The sequence below is a fragment of the Paenibacillus humicus NBRC 102415 genome (genome assembly GCF_004000905.1).
Taxonomy (GTDB): Bacteria; Bacillota; Bacilli; order Paenibacillales; family Paenibacillaceae; genus Paenibacillus_O; species Paenibacillus_O humicus.
The window spans coordinates 65,053-84,546 of sequence record NZ_BIMD01000013.1 but is presented as its reverse complement, the minus strand read 5'-3'; the positions used below and the strand labels follow the sequence as shown (position 1 = coordinate 84,546).

Genomic DNA, 19,494 nt, shown 5'->3' with positions numbered 1-19,494 from the left:
GATTCAGCGCGCCATGGCTTGCCCGCTGCCGGGTGGCGGGCCGCTTAGAAGAACGTCCAGCTGCCGAACCACTTCAGGAAATGAACGGCATAATCCCGGCTGATCGTCTGTCCCGTCAGCACCGGATAGAACATCGCCATCAGCGCGGCGGCAGCGCCAAGGTAAGTCCATGTCGCGGCTTTGCCTTGCTTGGCGCCGATACGCTGCGGCAGCTGCAGCAGCACGTAGACGACACAGAGCAGCAGGAACGGCACGGTAGCGTAATAGTGATAGATGAAGGTCAGGCGCGGAATGCCGACCCACGGAAGATATTGGGACAGGAGCCCGATCGTGACGACCTGCATCGCCCGTTCTTTTCTTTTCCAGGCGGCGATGAAGGCGGCCGCGGCACAAGGAATGCCGGCCCACCAGAGCAGCGGATTGCCGAGCGACACGATGCTCGCGATCTGGCCCGGTTCCAGTCCGGAACCGGAATAATACCAGATCGGCCGGCGGATGATCGGCCACTCCCACCAGGTCGAGGCGAACGGATGGGTCGCCACCAGCTTGGAATGGTAATCGTACATGAACTTCTGGAACTCAATGACGTTTTTCAGGCCATGGCCCGGCCCGGGAACCCTCATGAACGGAATATACGTGAGGATGTAGATGACCCCGGGAACGAGGACGAAGAACAGCAGCCCCGCTCCGATCATGCCGGCGATGAAGCTCTTCTCGCTTGCGCGGCTCGGCGCGGCGTCTTCGCCCTTGCCGCCTGCCTGCTTCGCTTTTTTCTCCCTGCCGGGAACAGCTGCGGCACGGGAAGCCGCGAGATACCTTCTAACGAGCGAATAGAAGAAGATCGCCGCAAGGCCCGCTCCCGAATAGACGCCGACCCATTTGACCGAGGCTCCCAGCCCGAAGAAGATGCCGGCCAGGGCAAACGGCAGGAGCAGGCGGCGGAGCGGCGTTCCCGGCTCATTGCGCTGGAAGAACCGGTTCATGAAGTGGTAGCTCATGATGATGAACAAGACCGCATACGTATCGACGGTGCCGATTCTCGACTGCACGAGCGGCATGAAATCAAGGAAGATGAGCGCCGCCGCCAGCAGGCCGCCCTTGCGGGAGCGGAACAAGCCGCGTCCGAAAACGTACATGGCCGGGATCAGGAGCAGGCCGGCGATGCCGCCCATGACCCTCCAGCCGAACGGATTCATGCCGAACATCGCGATGCCCGCGGAAATGATGACTTTGCCGAGCGGCGGATGAGTCGTCTCGTACGGCTCGATCCGGTGCAGATGCTCATAGGCGGTACGCGAGTGATAGATTTCATCGAAGTACATGCTGTTGCGGTAGGAAGGCTTGTCCGGCACGAGCGCCTGCTCGTCGAACAGCGGCGAGCCGCCATCCGCAGCGAGAGCCAGCCTGGCGCCGTCCGGTCCGAACAATCCCGCCTCATAGACGACGGCGGTTCCGGTTCCGGTGATTCGTACGGCCTGAGCCGTCTGCCCCGCCAGCGGCACCGACTTCCACTGGAATACGGTGCCTCCGTCGAGCTTCTGCTCCACGGGAGCGTTCCAGGTCATGCCGTCGGGGGATACCGATACCTGAACGGTGCCGTCCCCGATGCCCGCATAGAGCAGCAGATGATCGACGGCCTGCGGGCCGCCCTGCACTTGCGCCGTGACATCGGATGCCGGCTGCCACGCCGTTTTGGGAGCTTTGGCATCGCCAAGCTGCCAGAACATCATGACCGCGTATACGGCGACGATGGCGAGCACAGGCCACCATTCCTTGCGCCATGGCAGAGAGGTTCTGTCCTCATACGGCTGCGGCCTGCGCTCCGCGCCTGAGATGCCGCTGCCCGCATGCGCCGCTTCCGGAAGGACGAAGGAGCCGCTTCCGGAAGCCGCAACGAGCGAACCGAGTCTCTTGCCCTGCCATGCCTGGACCGTCAAATACAGGAGGTAAGCACCTGCTGCCGTCTGGACGAGCGACACGAGCACCATGACGCCGTTGCCGTTGGCGATATAATAGTTCTCCTGCAGCGCGTCCCGGAGCACATAAGCGATGTTCGCCAGAACCGCCACAGTAAGCGTACCGTGCAGCAGCAGCAGGCGGCGGCTTCCCGAGACGAGAAACGCGGCCAAGCCGAATGCCAGCGCCGGATAGAGATACCGCTCATGCATGCCGGTCTTCAGCAGGAACACGAGGAGTGATCCGGCAAAGGCGGCCAGATAAAGGCCGCTGCGGCCTTTTTTGAAGAAGACGGCCCCCATGACGACAAGCGCCAGCGCCGCTCCGACGTTGCCCCAGACCGACAGCGGCAGCCCGAGCCAATGCTTGGCCGCATCGATTCCGTTCAGGCCGAGCAGACCATAGATGTTGAAGGCATTGAGCGTCGCGTACGGGTAGGAAGCGAACATCGCTTTGTAGTGATCCACGATCCAAAGCGGCTCCCTGCCGACGGCAAACGGAAGCAGCAGCAAGAGAACGGCGGCGATGCCGGCTCCGGCAGCCTTCAGCCACTCTTTGCCGCTTCGGCTGGAAATCAGGGCGAACAGCAGCAGCGGCAGGAAAATGACCGCTTGCGGCTTGACGAGAACCGCCGCCGCAAGCCAAGCCGCTCCTGCAGCATGGCGGCTGCGGGACAGAGCCCGCACCGCGAGAAGGACAAGCAGCGTCATGACGGAATCCGCCTGCGCCCACAGCGCAGAGTCGAACCACACGGCCGGATTGAAGATGTATAGGCCGGCCGCCATCAGGCTGACGCGCTTGCCGAACCGCTCGCGGGCAATGCCGTAAAGCAGCCAGCCGGCAGCAAGATCGGCCAGGATAGCCGGCAGCTTGACCAGCAGGATGACGCCGCCGCCGGCTCCGCTCAAGCCGAACAGATGCTTGAGCATGCCCACTACGTAGAGGACGTAAATATAACCCGGCGGGTAGTCGGCGAACACGTCGTCGCTGAAAAATCCGTTCAGGCCGACCGAGTAGGCCCGGTCCGCCCAGATCGAAAAGTCGGGGAAGTCGATCGGATGTCCCTGCATCGTCGGCGCGAGCAGCAGGCGCAGCAGCAGGCCGCCTCCGAGCAGCAGCCACAGCGCCCTGCTTCCTGCAGTATCACGTCCTTCCTTGCGGAGCCAGTCGATGGATGCTGTCGCTTCCTTCCTGGAAAAGAGAGCCCGATAAGCGATCGAAAAGGCGTACAGAAACGCCGCTCCGCCCAGAAACGCAAGAGGGATCAAATAGCCGGGAGCTTTATGCGCGGCAGCGGCCGGTTCCGCGGGTGCCGGAGCCGGGGCCGAGGAAGGGTCCAGGGAAATAACCGTCGCGCCGGCGGGAGCTTCGGCCGCCTCGGTGACGGAGACAGCCGAGAAATCGGCGGTGCCGACATTCTCGCTTCCGTAGCCGCCGAGGCGGAGCAGCACGTCCATCGTGTCCTGGGACGGCCCGGTGCGCCCGTACACCTCCAGCGGCTGCCAGGCTCCCGCCGTATCGTAGAGGGAAACCGACGTATCCACGGGACCGAGCACGGATAGATTCGCCCCGGTCTTGCCGGCTTCGGCGCCGGCAGCTCTGACATTGGCGGAGATCCGGTACAGCGTATCCGGCTTCACCGTCACGCGCTGCAGCCAGCGCGCGTCGTTCGGCTGAAGATTCTGCACCCTCAAATAACGGGCAGGCTCATCTCCCGTTCCCTGCTGCAGCGACCAGGAGGTGACCGAGTCATCGAGCTTGTAGCCATCCTTGCTCCAGCCTTGCGGCATGCTGTCCGCTCCAGCCTCGAAGCCGGGATTGGCCAGCAGCTCGTCCGCCGCATAGGCGGTCATGCGGCCTCCAAGCAGAATGACCGCTGCAGCCAGCAGCAGAAGAATCGGCCTTATGTACGTAGGCTTCAATCGTCCAACCTTCCTCTCTCAAGCTCTGCATAAGTATGTTTTTAGAGTAGCATAGATAGGGTGCCGCTGGCACGCCAAAATAAGACAAGTCCAGCCCCCAAGCCTCATCAAATCACGGAGACGATCCATCCGATCCACAAGGCGGCCGGAACGAGCAGCAGCTGAGCCAGCACCGTTCCCATAAGGCGGGAGAGCATCAGAACGCCGAAAATCCGGCTCATCTCCCCGTTCGACCGGTCCCCACTCATGACCTGGTCGGTCAGCAAGCCGATCTTCGGATCGATCAGAAGGGCGAGCATGATCGTCGCCATGCCGTTGATCAGTCCCGAGGCCTGCGAAGCCGAGGTCGAATAGGCCGTTGCATAGGTGGATGCCAGCAGCGCCGCGAGCACCCCGATCGTGTAAATGGCGGTGACGAGTCCGTTCAGCAGGACAAGCCGGTAAGGAACGCCCCCTTTTCGGATATGAGAAAACATAGAAAAACGAGGCAGCCTTAGATAATAACGGATGTTCCGCATCTTAGTCGGACTTAAAAGAACCGGCAGCAGGCGGGGAATGGAGCCAGCCTGCTCCATATGGGCGATCAGGCGCGCGGACAGCCTTACCGCGGTGGGGAACAGCACGATGGCCGGCAGCGTCCCGGCCGTCGCCGCCGCCAGAATGAATCTCATCTGGCCGGCCAGATGGAAGTCAGGATGAAGCCGCGCCCCGTCGATGATCTTGCCGGTCATCGGCGCCTGGATCATGTTGGAGGTGCGGGAAATCAGCAGCACGATGCCGGATAGCGACATGGCGACGGCCAGCTTGCGCAGCCTTACTCCAGCGAGCCTCAGCGAATAGGTCAATGTTTCGGCCATGTGGATCAGCATTGTGAAGAGGGATACGGCGGCCACTTGGGCAATCAATAGAAGCACCTCCGGCAGATCATCTCTATCCTTTACTTGACGATATCCGGAAGCAATCTGTTGCTGCCTGGACGACAAAAAAAAGAGGAGACTGCCATCCCCTCCTGCCCGGCTACTGACTGATGGGCGTCTTATTATGGACGAATTGAAGCCTGTTTTCCGCTTAAACGTCCCCAAGACAAGCCTCCCTATCCCTGCTTCTCTGCCTCATAAACCAGATGGAACCGGTAGCCCTCCAGAATGAAGCTTCCGCCGCCGTTTCCGTCCTCCTTGTATGGAATGCCGGAGGCGTACAGCCTGGAAGTGATCTCGCTCCAGTCGGCGGCGCGGTTGAAGCCGAGCGTCACGCCCACACGCGGAGGAAGCGCGATCATGCCGATCGGAATCCAGCGGCGCTTCTTCGAGACGACGACCGCGTAGGCGGTCCCGCCGACCGCGAAGGTGAACGTGTCGGTAGGCTCCCCTCGCAGCTCGAAGCCCAGGAGATGCACCAGCTTCTGCCTGAACTCCGGGACGGATTCGACCGGAAATCCGACCTCCCGGATGAAAAGAACCGGAAAATCCGCCGAAAAAGGCTTCGCAGAGCCTGCATCCCCTTCCCTGTCGGTGATGATTTCCAAAAGATGGCCGTCGCCGTCGCGGAAGTAGATGTTCTTGCCCGTCTCGTAATCATCGATGGCGCGGCCATCCTCCCATTTCAAAAAGGTCAGCTGCCGGGATTCGGCCCATTCGACTACCCGTTCGAACCGGGAATAGGGAATCGCGAAAGCAAGATGGGCGGGTGAGATCGGCTCGAACGTCTCCACAAAGGAAAGGATGCTTCGATCGGCGACCCGGAAACGGATCTCGCTGTCCGACCGGTAGACGACCGGAAGCTGCAGAAGCTCCCCGTAGAACTGCCTGACGCCCTCCAGAGACACCGTATGAAGCTGCACATTCGCATAATGAGTAATCATGGCAAAACCCTCTTCCTTTGTCGTCTTTTTCTAAAGATTTTTATTTAGTATATGGTTATCTTTAGAAAGTCGCAAATGAAGATTTCATGTTCATGTCCCTTTGATCTCAAAGAGCGCTGCAGGCTGCTGCGGCCGGCCCGGCCCGACAGGAAAAAGCCGGATCTGCGCTTGGCAGATCCGGCTTCTTTCTACATAAAGTGGAAAGCATTATTGGACTTTGATCGCGTCGTAGTACTTGGATTGCATCGTCTTGGCAGCCGCATCCAGCTTGGCTTTGAAGTCGACATCCTTCTTGGAGAATACTTCCTGGATGATGTTGGTCATCTCGGCGTAGTATTCCTGCGTGTTGTACTGGGCTTCCGGGTTGCCGTCGAGCAGCTTGTTGGATTCGGGATCGTACTTGTACACGTTGGTGTACTTGTCGTAGATCGCTTGAAGCTTCTTGCCGTATTCCGAATCCTCTTTGTAGTAGCTCATTTGCGGCGGGATATAGTACTTTTTGTCCGCTTGGCGGGCCTGGATATCCTTTTCGACCGCGCTCAGGTAGCTGTCGGAGAAGTAGTCGAACGTGATGTAGCGGAACGCCATCTCCTGCTCATCCTTCGAGGCGTTCGGGTTGATGACGAGATAGTCGCCGCCCAGAATGCCGGAATGCTTGCCGCCGGCTTCAGCCGCAGGCATCGGGTAGGTGGCGACGTCCTCAGGCTTCATGCCGCCTTGGTTGAGCGCTTGATCCAGCACGCCTTCCGCACCGGCGATGACCATGGCCGTACGCCCTTGAGCGAACGCGCCGACCGCGTCTCCCCAGCCGAGCGCCCAGTCCTTCGGAATGGCGTTGGCTTCCCAGCGCAGCTTCTGGTAGAACTGCAGCGCTTTGACGGCTGCGTCGGAGTTGAAGGCAGCCGTTACCTTGCCGCCGTCCGTCGTCTGGATCTGGCCGCCTGCTTCGAACAGGAAGTTGGTCCAGTTCCAGCCCGACTCGTTGCCTTTGCCCATCGGAGCGATGCCGGCGACGCCTTTTTTCGGATCGGCGACCGCTTTGGCCGTATTCAGCATGTCGTCCCAAGTCCAGTCGTAGGACGGGACCGCTACGCTTTTGGCCTCAAGCAGCTTTTTGTTGACGACGGTCGAGGTCGAATACCCGTTCTGGACGATGCCGAATACTTTGCCGTCCTTGACGAACTGGTTCTGCAGCGTCGGATTGATGTCGTCCTTGAACGGGTATTTGTTCCACAGATCCGTGATGTCCGCCGCCCAGCCGCGCTGCACGAGGAAGCCGGCTTCCGTCGCGAACGTGTTGAAGAACGTCGGAGCTTCGTTGGCCGCCATCTTCACGCCGATTTCGTCGACATTGTAATGCCAGTCCGATTTGACGATCGTGACGTTCGGGTATTCCTTCTGGAAGCGGGCGATCTTGTCGTCCTCGGATTTGCGCTTCTCCGTCTGGTCAGGAAGCGGATAATAGATGCTGATCGTGATTTTCTTGTTCTTGATGTCTTCCTCGGCCGGAGCGGCCGCTCCGTCATTGGAGGCGGTGTTGTTGGCCGGCTCGCTCACTGCCGGCGACGGGCTCGAAGCTCCCCCGGTATTCGCGTTGCCGCTGCCGCTGTTGCCGTTGTTGCCGTTGCCGCAGGCTCCCAGCAGAACGCTGGTCGCCACCAGGCAGCTCAGGATCGCTGTCGATTTGCGCACGTGTAACTCCCCTTTTCTTGAACATGGATAAAATGGCGTTCATCTGGAATAGCTTGCAAAACCATCATAATGGATGCGTATTCATTGTACGATGTGCGATTCTATGGTCATTATGTGTGTCGTTACGATGAAGTCAGCCTTTCACTCCGCCCAGATGCAGGCCGCGGATGATGAACCTCTGGAAGACGAGGAAGACGGCGATCGGAGGCAGCATGACGAGCGTCAGAATGGCGAATTTGATGTTGAGGTTGAGCATTTTCGCCTGGATGACGTATTTGTAGATCGCCGTCGACAGCGGATAATGGCTGTCCTTGTGCATGATGAGCGACGGCCAGAACCAGTCGTTCCATGCGGTCGAGAAGACGAAGATGGCCAGCGTCGCGAAGATCGGCAGCGACAGCGGCACGGCGATGCGGATGAAGCAGCTGAGCTCGGAAGCTCCGTCGATTCTTGCCGCCTCGAAGATTTCCATGCTGATTCCGTCGAAGAAATTTTTGAGCAGCAGCAGGAAGAACGCGTTGGCGCCGGCCGGCAGCCAGAAGGCGAAGAACGAATCCAGAAGACCGAGATCCTTCAGGTTGAGGAAGTTCGGAATCAGATAGGTCGTCGGCGGAATGAAAAGCGTGATCATGAAGAACATCTCGATGCTGCGGCGCTTCGGCACATGGAGGCGCGAGAGGCTGAAGGAAGCCGTTCCGAGCACCAGCACCGATACGATCATGTTGCCGCCGAATATGAGCAGCGTATTGCGAAGGAAGGTCGGAAGCGCGATGTAATTCCACGCCTCGTCGAAGTTGCCCCATTCCCATGTCTGCGGCAGGAAATGCGGCGGGAACGAATTGACCTCCGCGTTGTCCTTGAGTCCGTTGAAAGCCGTTGTAAGAACCGGATACACCATGGATGCCGCCATCAGGAAAATGACGACGAGCATGATGATATACCCCGCGCGGGTTCCTTTGCGCTTGAGATCGAATTCCGAAAGAATGCCTCTGTCCATGCTGCTCATGTTATCGGTCCCCTTTCCGGTCCAGGCGGTATTGAACGATCGCCAGAGCGCCAAGAACGATGAACATGAGCACGCCCATCGCGGAAGCGACACCCATATCGAGACGAGTGGTCGCATACTTGACGATAAGCAGCGCGTAGGTCAGCGTAGCCTTGACCGGACCGCCGTCCAGAATCGCCAGCTGCGACTGGTAAGCCTGCGAGGTGCCGATGATCTGCAGCACGAGCATGAGCAGGATCAGGCTGCGCAGGGAAGGCAGCGTAATATGCCAGATCCTCTGCCAGATGCCCGCTCCGTCGATCTCCGCCGCCTCGTACCAGTCCCGCGGGATGCTGAGCACGGCCGCCAGATACAGGAGCATGGCGGAGCCGAATTGCTGCCACGTCTCCATGAAGACGAGGGAGATCATCGACCACTTCGTATCGGTCAGGAAGCTGACGCCCTCTCCTCCGAACAGGCTCGTGATGCCGGCGTTGATCGGTCCGACAGGATCGTACATCCATCTCCAGAGCCCGTACAGGACGACGACCGGGATGACGTTCGGCAGGTAGGCCGCGACGCGGAACACGCCCTGGAGCCGCTTGATCTCGGAAATTCCGATGGCGAATACGATCGGGACCCAGAAGCCCATGACGAGGCATAGCGCCATATAATAGAGCGTATTTTTGACGGCGGTCCAGACGTCGGGATCGCTGAAGACCGTCCGATAATTGTCCAATCCGACGAATTCGTCGCCGTTGACGAAGTCGATATGGTAGAAGCTGTAGAAGAATCCCTTGATGATCGGCAGCCACAAAAAGAGGATGAAGATGGCGGCCGCAGGCAATAGGAACGCCAGGCCCCACCCGTATTTGCGAAGCAGGGTCCGGGCTTTGCCCCTGCCCGCCTGCGCCTGCGGCCCGGTGGCCGCAACGATGTCTTGACTCATGTTTTTCCCCGCTTTCTCCTGTTTCTTATCTTTATCTATTCATTTTAGATTCCAGGAGAAAGGGAGAACATGTGCGTATCTATGCATATCGTAGCGAATCTTACTTCTATTTTTTCAACTCGCTCGGGCTGTGCCCGTAGTACTTTTTGAAGATTTTGCTGAAATGCTCGGGTGATTCATAACCGACGCGCTCCGCGACCTCGTAGCGCCTCAGGTCGGTCGTCATGAGCAGCCGGCGCCCCTCTTCCATGCGCAGCTTGATGACGTATTCCCACAGGTTGTTCCCGGTTATTTTCTTGAACAGGTAGCTGAGGTAATTGGGACTGACGTGGTTGCGCTGCGAGACCTCGTGCAAGGTCAGCCCTTTCTGCGCGTAGTGCTCCTCGATATAGCGCTTGGAGCGCTCCACGATCAGATTGCTCTGCGCGGACAGCTCCTCGTCGCTGGCCTCCTGCTGCGGGCCGCTCCAGCTGAAGTCGCCGTAATAGAACACCTTCTGGTCCGGATGCTTGCCGCTCCAGTCCAGCGCGCGCGCCGCCTGGTCGCTGAGCATCGACAGGAATTCGGCTCCCCGGGCGATCTGGCTGATGCCGAGCGTGACCGGCAGATGGAGGTAGCTGTCGAGATTATGGTGCAGGCTGCGGCCGATCATGTCGAGCTGGTTCACCTTGCTTACCGTCGTGTCCTCATACTTGGCCTCGCTCCAGCCGATCAAGGCGCCGACCTCCCAGCCGGGGAGCAGGCAGGGAATCGGCTCCCATTCCTGCTCCAGCAGCTCGCAGGAAATATTCATCATCGCGTAGGCGAGCAAGTCCTTGTCCCTGGCGGAATAATTCCCTCCGCCGAAATCCGCGCGGATGCGGATCATGGCGAAGTAAGGTCCCGATGCGGCGATGCCGGCCTGCTCCATCAGCGCAAGTCCCTGCGCTGGTCCAGCCGGCGGCGCGACGAGCAGCTTCAGCAGGGCGGCGCTCTGGCCGCTGTCCGGCGCGCGCAGGCAGAACTGCGAGCTGGCCTTCGCCAGATAATCCTGATCCCCGGAGACGGGCTTCTCGGAATTGAGCAGCGCGTTGCGGACCGAATCCAGCAGCTGGCTGCTGTTCAGCGGCTTGATCAGGTAGTCTCTCGCTCCCAGGCGGATCGCCATCTGCGCATATTGGAACGTCTCATGGGCGGAGACGACGATCGTCTGCACCCAAGGCTTGATCAGCTTCGCCTGATGCATGAGGTCGATGCCGTTCATTCCCGGCATCTGGATGTCGGTGATCATGAGGTCGACTTCCTCCATGCGCAAATAATCCAGCGCCTCATAACCGTTGCTCGCCGTATGGATGTCGGTGATGCCAAGTCCCGCTCCCGCCAGAAGGCTGGCCAGCCCTTTGCAGATAAGCGGTTCGTCGTCCACGATCAATATTCGGTGCATGTCAATTGTCCTCCCCGTCTGATTCGATGCCTGCCTCGCTTGATTGATCCTGCTGATCCGGCAGCAGGATGCTTACCTTCGTGCCTCCGCCAGGCCTCGGCCCGATCGCCAGTCCATACGGATAGCCGTACCGCAGACGGATCCTCTGGTCGATGTTGCGGATTCCGTAGCCGATCGCCGGCGAGCTGTCCGTCTCCCCGAGCCAGCGCTCGATCGCGGCGTAATCAACGGCCTTGTAGCCGTTGTCCTCTACCGTCACCCGGATTCTCCCCTCTTCGTCCCGGACGGCAGCGACCCGGATGAGCCCGTCCTCTCCCATATGCTTGATTCCGTGGATGATCGCGTTCTCGATCAGCGGCTGCAAGGTGATCTTGGGGATGCCGATGCCTCCAAGCTCCTCCGGTACGTCCCACTCCATCTTGAAATCGGCTTCATATCTCCGCTGCTGAAGAGCGACATAGGCGGCGGCATGCTCGCGCTCCTCCCCCAGCGAGATGATCTCGCGGCCCCGGCTGAGACTGATCTTCATCAGCTTCGACAAGTCCTTGATCATCTCCGCCGATTCGGAATTGCCCTCGAGCGAGCTTTTCCAATAGATGCTCTCCAGCGTGTTGTAGAGCAGATGCGGATTGATCTGATGGTACAGAATCTGAAGCTGCGCCTCCTTCTGCCGGATCTCCATCTGATAGCGGTCATGGATGAGGCTGTTGAGCCTCCTCGCCATCCCGTAGACGGCGGAGATGAGGACGCCGACCTCGTCGCTGCGCGATTGCCCCGGCGTCTCCGGCACCCGCTTGCCGGGCTCGTAGCGGCGCACGAACGTCGAGAGTCGCTGCAGCGGCGTCATGAGCGAGCGCCAGAAGTAGATCATGACGATGCAGCCGAGCAGCGTATAAGCGATCGAGATGAACAGAATGACATTCTTGAGCTCCTTTTGCTGCTGGAGCAGCGATTGAACCGGGATCTCGTAGACGAGGCGCAGGTTCAGCGCATTGGCCGCGCTGACGACATAGATGTCGTCGCTGTTCACCGCATGGTAAGGCATGTCGCTTCTGGCGGATCGGGCCGCGCGGACGACCTCTTCGGGCAGCTCGACCTTGGTGCCGAGCTTGCCCTGGACGGTGGAGGACATGATCGTGCCCTGGCTGTCCGTCAGGAACATCTCGCCGTCGGGCAGATTGACCGAGCGCAGCGAGTCGACGATCTTGCTGTCCATCTTGTACGCGACCAGGACGCCGATGACGTTCCCTTCGCCGATGTTGTTGACCGCGCGGATATAGGCGAGCGTCTTCTCCTTGCTGAAGGCGGTGTTGTTGTCGATGACCTGCATGAAGCCGAGTCCCTTGTTCTCGACCGCCTTGTCGTACCAGGCCGGCTTGTTGTCGGAATTGAGGAAGTAGACGCCGTTCTGCGTCATTTGGATGGAGGGGGCGAAATAGAACTCGCTCGAGGGATCGTACACATAAAGGGAATAGTAGATCGGATTTTCTCCATCCGTTCCGGTCGAATAAACCCGCAGCAGCTTGTCCATCGCCGCGTATTTCTTGACCCGGTCCAGCACCGGTTCCAGGCTGCCCGGCACGATGGCCTGCGTCGCGGGATTCTGGATGATCGTCGTCGTGATCCGGTTGATATTGTCCATATCCTTGTCGATGATGACCAGATTCTGCTTGTTCAGCTCGGCATAGGCGTTCGTAATGTTGCGCTTCAAAATGCTTTCCGCTTTCATATTGCCGTAGACGAACAGCCCCAGAATCGGAATGGCCATCATCAAAAACAGCAGGATCATCTGCATTTTCACGCTGAGCCTGGTAAGGGGATTGTTCATGGTCCATGCCTCCGGAATAAGTCGGTATTCCCGATTATGGGACGAACGGCAGGGGAATTCAATGTTTTTTTGGCCTGGACTAAGGAAAATAAAAGCAGTGCATACTAGTCCTGTTATTCATGCACGCCTCAACGAAAGAGCTCAAAGGAGTGATGAAGCCTGACAACCTCGGTCCTTTTGGAATACGCCTGGGTGCTTCTGGTGCTGATCGGCCTGGAAGGAATTCTGGCTGCGGACAACGCGCTGGTCATCTCCATCATGGTCAAGCATCTCCCGGAAAAGGAAAGGAAAAAAGCTCTGTTCTACGGGCTCGGAGGAGCTTTCGTCTTCCGGTTCGCTTCCCTGTTCATCATCTCCTTCCTCGCTCATGTCTGGTACGTGCAGGCGCTTGGAGCCGCTTACCTGCTGTACATTGCGATCAGCCATATGGTCAAGCGGCTGTTCGTCAAGCAGGACAAGCTTAAGAAGGAGGCCGAGAAGAAGCCCGAAAACTTCTGGGTGACGGTGCTCAAGGTCGAGCTGGCCGACATCGCCTTCGCGGTCGACGCCATTCTCGCGGCTGTCGCACTGGCGATCACGCTGCCGGCGACAACGCTGCCCCGGATCGGCGGCCTCGACGGCGCCCAATTCATCCTCATCCTGACGGGCGGCATCGTCGGGCTGGTCATCATGAGGTTTGCCGCTACTTATTTCGGCAAGCTGCTGGTGGAGCGGCCCGGGCTGGAGACGGCCGCCTTCGCCATCGTCGGCTGGGTCGGCATCAAGCTAGCGGTCTACACGATCGGCCACTCCGATGTCGCCCTCATCAGCTCGAGCTTCCCGAAAAGCGGGTTGTGGAAGGGCATCTTCTGGACAGTGCTCATCCTGATCGCCGTCGTCGGCTGGTTCGCTTCCAAGCCGAAGGCAGGCAGCAGCGGCGGCAGCGACGATCGCGGCGGGCGAAGCGGCGGGCAAGGCGGCGCCAGGCAGCCGGCTTAAATCCAGAGGCTCGACTCGAATGACAGATGATCGGCGGCTGTGAATTGCGGCATCCATTTTAAACCATGAAGGGGCTGTCCCTGAAAGCCGAATGGCTTTCAGGGACAGCCCCTTTCTCATGGAACGCAGGAATCATCTGTCCAGCCACGTGCGCATCATGGTCAGCAATTGCGCGCTGTTGACCGGTTTTGTGATGTAATCCGAGCACCCGGCCTCAAGGCATAGCTCCCGATCCCCCTTCATGGCCTTCGCTGTCAGCGCAAGAACGGGAAGATCCTTGAACTCCGCCTTCTGCCGGATTGCACGGGTGGTTTCGTAACCGTCCATTCCCGGCATCATGATATCCATCAGCACGATTTCAATATCCGGCGTATGTTCCAGGATGTGCAGAGCCGTCTGGCCGTTCTCCGCCGGAATGACTTTCATGTGATGGCGCTCCAGAATGGACGTGAGAGCAAAAATGTTCCGGATATCGTCATCGACCACAAGCACTTTCTTGTACTCGATCATTTCATTGGAATGATGCAGCTTGACCAGCTTGTCCCTGGAGCCGGCAGGCAGGTTCTCTTCTTTGCGGTGCAGGAAGAGGGTGGTCTCATCGATCAGCTGGGCATTCGATTTGACCTCTTTGAGAACCGCCATCTTGACCAGCTCATCCCATTCGTTCTCTTCCGCCGGCGCGAGCTTCCTGCTCAGACGGGCCAGGATGGGAATCCTTTTGTTCCGGGCATCCTTGTGCATCTCGCGGACGAACCGGATGAGATTCATATCCTTCAAGCCGCTGTCCAGAACCACGCCGTCAAAAGCTTTGGCATTGAGCTGGTTCAATCCTTTGCGTCCCGTGTCCACGGCCGTGATCTTGAGATCCTGGCTGCCCAGCAGCTCGACGATTCCCTTGCGCTCCTGCTCGTCTTGAACGACCACCAGCAGGCTGCGGGCCTTATTGTCCGCAAACTGGCTCAAGCGATCCAGCGCGTTCTCCAGCTCTTCGTTCGTCACCGGTTTGCGGAAGTAATCGAACACTCCCTTCTGCAGCAGGAGCACCTCGTCCTCGTCGACGGTCATGACGCAGATCGGAATATGCCGCACCTTGATATCGTTCTTCAGCTGCTCGAGCACCAGCCAGCCGTCGGTGTCCCTCAGATGCAGATCCAGCGTGATCGCGATCGGCTTGTACTTGTGAACGAGTTCCAGGGCGTCCAGGCCGCCGGAACTAATGACCGCCTTGATTCCTTTCTTTCGGAGGAGATCGAGAATGATCTCATTGAACTTCTGGTCATCCTCCACGATCAGGAACACGCGGTCTCCAGGCTCGATGCGGTCCCTGTCGTCCATCAAGGAGTCATCCGCCGGCCGGGACAGGCTGCTTCTGCGTTTGGGCGGAGTGATGTCGATCACCTCGGGAGCATGCGGCTTGCGGGGCTCCGGCTCCGTGTATTCCGCTTCCGTAGGAAGGTAAAGATTAAATACGCTTCCCTGGTTCACTTCGCTAAACAGGGTGATCTCTCCGCCCAGCATCTCGGCTATCTCCCTGGAGATGGCAAGCCCCAGTCCCGTTCCTCCGTATTCCCGGTTCGTGCTGCCGTCCGCCTGCTGGAAGGCTTCGAAGATGATCTGCTGCTTTTCGGGCGGAATTCCGATTCCGGTATCGCTGACGGTGAAGCAGAGGACCGTCTTGGCATGGTTCAGCGAGTCGTTTTCCAGGTTCCAGCCCCCGCTCGCTTTTTTGACCTGGAGCATGATCTGTCCCTGCTCCGTGAATTTGAAGGCGTTGGAAAGCAAATTCTTCAAAATCTGCTGAAGCCGCTTGAAGTCCGTGAGGATGCTCGCCGGCACGCCGGATTCGACCTTGATCCGGTAGTCCAGCTTCTTGGCGTCCACCATGTGGCGGAAGGTCCGGTCAAGCCCGTCTGTCAGCTCCGCCAGCGAGACTTCGCTGTAATCCGGCGTAACGGTGCCCGATTCGATCTTCGACAGATCCAGAATGTCGTTGATCAGATTGAGCAGCTCGAGTCCGGAGTCCTGGATCGTCTTCGCGAACTTCACCTGGATCTCGTGAAGGTTCTCATCCGGATTCTCGGCCAGCTGCTCGGCCAGCAGCAGCAGGGAGTTGAGAGGGGTGCGGAGCTCATGCGACATGTTGGCCAGGAATTCGGATTTGTACTTGGATGTGAGGGCCAGCTGCTCCGCCTTCTCCTCCAGATACCGTTTGGCCACTTCGACCTCATGGTTCTTGCTCTCCACTTCCGCCTTCTGCAGCACGAGCAGCTTCGCCTTGTCCTCGAGCTCGTCGTTCGTGTTGCGCAGCTCCATCTGCTGCTTCTGAAGCTCTTCGGTGAGGGACTGCGACTGAATCAGCAGCTCCTCCGTACGCTGGTTCGCCTGCATCGTGTTGATCACGATGCCGATGGATTCCGTCAGCTGGTCCAGGAAGGCGATGTCGATATCGCTGTAGAGACGGAAGGAAGCGAGCTCCAGAATCGCCAGCACCTGGTCCTCGAAGATGATCGGCAGCAAGACGATGTTGAGAGGTGTCGCTTCTCCCAGAGCGGACGAAATCACGACATAGTCGCCCGGCACGTTGGTCAGCAGGATCCGCTGCTTCTCGATCAGGCACTGGCCGACCAGCCCCTGTCCGGCCCGGAATTCGTTCGCCAGATGCTTGCGGGTCTGGTAGGCATAGCTCGCGAACAGCTTCAGCACCGGCTCGCCGCCGACCGGTTCGTTGATGTAGAAGACGCCATGCTGCATCGATACGAGCGGAGCCAGCTCCGACAGGATCATGCGGCTGACGGCATACAGATCCCTTTGCCCCTGCAGCAGCCGCGAAAACTTGGCGAGGTTGGTCTTGAGCCAGTCCTGCTCCGTATTGATTCGGGTCGTCTCCTTCAGGTTCCGGATCATTTCATTGATGTTGTCCTTCAGCGTCGCGACTTCTCCGGATGCGGACACGTCGATGGCGCGCGACAGATCGCCGTTGGTCACCGCGGTCGCGACGTTGGTGATGGCGCGCACCTGGGTGGTCAGCGTGCTCGCCATGTAGTTGACGTTGTCGGTGAGATCGCGCCAGGTGCCGGCTGCGCCCGGCACGCTCGCTTGGCCGCCCAGCTTGCCTTCGGCGCCTACCTCCCGCGCCACGGTGGTCACCTGGTCGGCGAAGGTGGCCAGCGTCTCGATCATATTGTTGATCGTATCCGTCAGCTCGGCGATTTCGCCCTTGGCTTCCACGGTAAGCTTCTGCTTCAGGTTGCCGTTCGCCACCGCAGTGACGACCTTGGCGATCCCGCGCACCTGATCCGTCAGGTTCGTCGCCATGATATTGACGTTATCGGTGAGGTCCTTCCAGATTCCGCCGACGCCGCGCACCTGGGCTTGTCCGCCCAGCTTGCCGTCCGTGCCGACCTCCCGCGCCACCCGCGTAACCTCGGAGGCGAACGAATTGAGCTGGTCCACCATCGTGTTGATCGTGTTCTTCAGCTCCAGCAGCTCGCCTTTGACGTCGACCGTGATTTTCTTGGACAGGTCGCCGTTCGCGACGGCCGTCGTCACGCCGGCAATGTTGCGCATCTGGACCGTCAGGTTGCTGGCCATGTAGTTGACCGTATCGGTCAGATCCTTCCAGGTGCCGGACACATCCTTCACTTCAGCCTGCGCGCCGAGCTTGCCGTCCGTGCCGACCTCGCGAGCTACGCGCGTAACCTCGGAGGCGAAGGTCGAGAGCTGGTCCACCATCGTATTGATGGTGTTTTTCAGCTCCAGGATCTCGCCTTTGACATCGACGGTGATCTTCTTGGACAGATCGCCCTTCGCGACCGCCGTCGTGACGTCCGCGATGTTGCGCACCTGGTCCGTCAGATTCCGGGCCATGTTATTGACGCTTTCGGTCAAGTCCTTCCAGGTGCCGCCGACCCCTTTGACCTGCGCTTGCCCGCCCAGCTTTCCGTCCGTCCCGACCTCGCGCGCCACCCGCGTCACCTCGGAGGAGAACATCGAGAGCTGGTCTACCATTGTGTTGATCGTGATCTTGAGCTCCAGGATCTCGCCCTGCACATCCGCCGTAATTTTCTTGGACAGATCGCCGTTCGCGACAGCCGTCGTCACGACCGCGATGTTGCGCACCTGGTTGGTCAAGTTCGAAGCCATGTAATTGACGCTCTCGGTCAAATCGCGCCAGGTGCCTGCAACGCCCTTGACCTGGGCTTGTCCGCCCAGCATGCCCTCGGTGCCGACCTCCCGTGCGACCCGCGTCACCTCGGAGGCGAAGGTAGAGAGCTGCTCCACCATCGTGTTGATCGTATTCTTGAGCTCCAGGATCTCGCCTTTCGCGTTGACAGTGATTTGCTTGGACAGATCGCCTTTGGCGACAGCTGTCGTCACCTCGGCGATATTGCGAACTTGATCAGTCAGCGTGCCGGCCATGAAGTTGACGCTGTCGGTAAGATCCTTCCAGGTGCCGGATACCCCTTTGACATCCGCCTGCCCGCCGAGGATTCCTTCCGTCGACACCTCGCGCGCAACCCGCGTCACCTCCGAGGCGAAGTTGCTGAGCTGATCCACCATGATATTGATCGTGCTCTTCAGCTGGAGGATCTCGCCTTTGGCGTCGACGGTTATCGTCTTCGACAAGTCGCCCTTCGCGACCGCGGTCGTCACCTCTGCGATGTTGCGCACCTGGTTGGTCAGGTTGGAAGCCATGTAGTTGACGCTTTCAGTCAGATCCCGCCAGGTGCCGGAGACGCCTTTGACATCCGCCTGTCCGCCGAGAATCCCTTCCGTGCCGACCTCGCGCGCCATCCGGGTCACCTCGGAAGCAAACGTCGACAACTGATCCACCATCGTGTTGATCGTGTTCTTCAATTCCAGAATCTCGCCCTGCACATCCGCGGTGATCTTCTTCGACAGGTCGCCGTTTGCGACCGCCGTGGTGACGACCGCGATGTTGCGCACCTGGTTGGTCAGATTGGAAGCCATGTAGTTGACGCTCTCGGTCAAATCCCGCCAGGTGCCGGATACGCCCTTGACATCCGCCTGCCCGCCGAGCTTGCCCTCCGTGCCGACCTCGCGAGCCACGCGGGTCACCTCGGAGGAGAACATGGAGAGCTGGTCCACCATCGTATTGATCGTATTCTTGAGCTCCTGAATCTCTCCACGCGCACTGACCGTGATCTGCTTCGACAGATCTCCGTTTGCGACGGCAGTGGTGACCGCCGCGATATTGCGCACTTGATCCGTCAGGTTGGTCGCCATGTAATTCACGCTGTCGGTCAGATCTTTCCAAGTGCCCGATACGCCTTTGACGTCCGCCTGGCCGCCCAGAATTCCTTCCGTGCCGACCTCGCGCGCCACGCGGGTCACCTCGGAGGCGAAGGTGCTGAGCTGATTCACCATCATATTGATGTTGCTCGCCGTTCTCTGGAATTCGCCGGTAAGCGGCCGTCCCTCGATTTCCAGCTCCACCTTCTGGGACAGGTCGCCTTTGGCAACGGCGTTGATGACCCGAACCATCTCGCTCGTCGGCTGGATCAAGTCGATGACGAGGCCGTTCAGCGAGTCGGTGATCGTTTCCCAGGAACCGCCCAGATTTTTCTGCACGAACCTTTTCGAGAGATTCCCTTCCTTTCCGACCACCTTGGCTACAGTCTGGACTTCAGACACCAGGCCCTCATGAATATCCATGATTTCATTGAACGTATCCGCCACCTTGCCGGCCACGCCCGTGCGGTCATACGGCATCCGGTAGGAGAAGTTGCCCTTCTTCATCGCCATCAAGGCGTTGAGCAGCTCGCCGCCGTCGATTCGGCCGTCGCTGGATCCGTTGTTCACGTTTTGCTCGCTCATGTCCTCAACCCTGCCCCTTTATCCAGTCATAGTTTTGAATGGCCGGTTTCCCGACGTCCAAT

General features: G+C 59.2%; 10 protein-coding genes. 1 reads left to right on the top strand and 9 read right to left on the bottom strand.

Annotation, left to right across the window (positions count from 1 at the left end; genetic code table 11):
• Positions 1–44 precede the first annotated feature (44 nt).
• The 8 genes from PHU01S_RS10705 to PHU01S_RS10670 all read right to left on the bottom strand — a co-directional run bounded on the left by PHU01S_RS10705 (position 45) and on the right by PHU01S_RS10670 (position 12,616).
• A complete protein-coding gene (locus tag PHU01S_RS10705; protein WP_127507566.1) occupies positions 45–3,878 on the bottom strand; it encodes a glycosyltransferase family 39 protein in 3,834 nt (1,277 codons plus the stop codon).
• 107 nt (positions 3,879–3,985) lie between these two features.
• Positions 3,986–4,792 (bottom strand): lipid II flippase Amj family protein, encoded by an 807-nt coding sequence (locus tag PHU01S_RS10700; protein ID WP_307721797.1) that lies wholly within the window; start codon positions 4,790–4,792, stop codon positions 3,986–3,988.
• A 179-nt stretch (positions 4,793–4,971) separates the two neighbouring features.
• Positions 4,972–5,739 (bottom strand): VOC family protein, encoded by a 768-nt coding sequence (locus PHU01S_RS10695; RefSeq protein ID WP_127507564.1) that lies wholly within the window; start codon positions 5,737–5,739, stop codon positions 4,972–4,974.
• 207 nt (positions 5,740–5,946) lie between these two features.
• Positions 5,947–7,431 carry an ABC transporter substrate-binding protein gene (locus PHU01S_RS10690; RefSeq protein WP_021877886.1) on the bottom strand — a complete coding sequence of 495 codons (1,485 nt, stop codon included), beginning with the start codon at positions 7,429–7,431 and terminating at the stop codon, positions 5,947–5,949.
• 133 nt (positions 7,432–7,564) lie between these two features.
• Positions 7,565–8,437 (bottom strand): carbohydrate ABC transporter permease, encoded by an 873-nt coding sequence (locus PHU01S_RS10685; RefSeq protein ID WP_048748782.1) that lies wholly within the window; start codon positions 8,435–8,437, stop codon positions 7,565–7,567.
• Position 8,438: 1 nt separating this feature from the next.
• Positions 8,439–9,365, bottom strand: a complete 927-nt coding sequence (locus tag PHU01S_RS10680; RefSeq protein ID WP_048748780.1) for a carbohydrate ABC transporter permease — start codon at positions 9,363–9,365, stop codon at positions 8,439–8,441.
• Positions 9,366–9,471: 106 nt separating this feature from the next.
• Positions 9,472–10,788, bottom strand: coding sequence for a response regulator (locus PHU01S_RS10675; protein WP_127507562.1), 1,317 nt, complete (start codon positions 10,786–10,788; stop codon positions 9,472–9,474).
• 1 nt (position 10,789) lies between these two features.
• Positions 10,790–12,616 (bottom strand): cache domain-containing sensor histidine kinase, encoded by a 1,827-nt coding sequence (locus PHU01S_RS10670; RefSeq protein WP_048750032.1) that lies wholly within the window; start codon positions 12,614–12,616, stop codon positions 10,790–10,792.
• 159 nt (positions 12,617–12,775) lie between these two features.
• On the opposite strand from PHU01S_RS10670, the gene PHU01S_RS10665 reads away from it, so the two are divergent.
• Positions 12,776–13,594 (top strand): TerC family protein, encoded by an 819-nt coding sequence (locus PHU01S_RS10665; RefSeq protein ID WP_049869451.1) that lies wholly within the window; start codon positions 12,776–12,778, stop codon positions 13,592–13,594.
• A 132-nt stretch (positions 13,595–13,726) separates the two neighbouring features.
• Here PHU01S_RS10665 and PHU01S_RS10660 read toward each other — a convergent pair whose 3' ends face one another.
• On the bottom strand, positions 13,727–19,432 hold the full coding sequence (locus PHU01S_RS10660) for a HAMP domain-containing protein (RefSeq protein ID WP_048749147.1): 5,706 nt from the start codon (positions 19,430–19,432) through the stop codon (positions 13,727–13,729).
• Positions 19,433–19,494 lie beyond the last annotated feature (62 nt).

What these genes read in the sequence shown, in the direction of transcription:
- PHU01S_RS10695 (WP_127507564.1), bottom strand. Translation starts at nt 5,739, where the DNA reads ATGATTACTCATTATGCGAATGTGCAGCTTCATACGGTGTCTCTGGAG.
- PHU01S_RS10685 (WP_048748782.1), bottom strand. Translation starts at nt 8,437, where the DNA reads ATGAGCAGCATGGACAGAGGCATTCTTTCGGAATTCGATCTCAAGCGC.
- PHU01S_RS10680 (WP_048748780.1), bottom strand. Translation starts at nt 9,365, where the DNA reads ATGAGTCAAGACATCGTTGCGGCCACCGGGCCGCAGGCGCAGGCGGGC.
- PHU01S_RS10675 (WP_127507562.1), bottom strand. Translation starts at nt 10,788, where the DNA reads ATGCACCGAATATTGATCGTGGACGACGAACCGCTTATCTGCAAAGGG.
- PHU01S_RS10670 (WP_048750032.1), bottom strand. Translation starts at nt 12,616, where the DNA reads ATGAACAATCCCCTTACCAGGCTCAGCGTGAAAATGCAGATGATCCTG.
- PHU01S_RS10660 (WP_048749147.1), bottom strand. Translation starts at nt 19,432, where the DNA reads ATGAGCGAGCAAAACGTGAACAACGGATCCAGCGACGGCCGAATCGAC.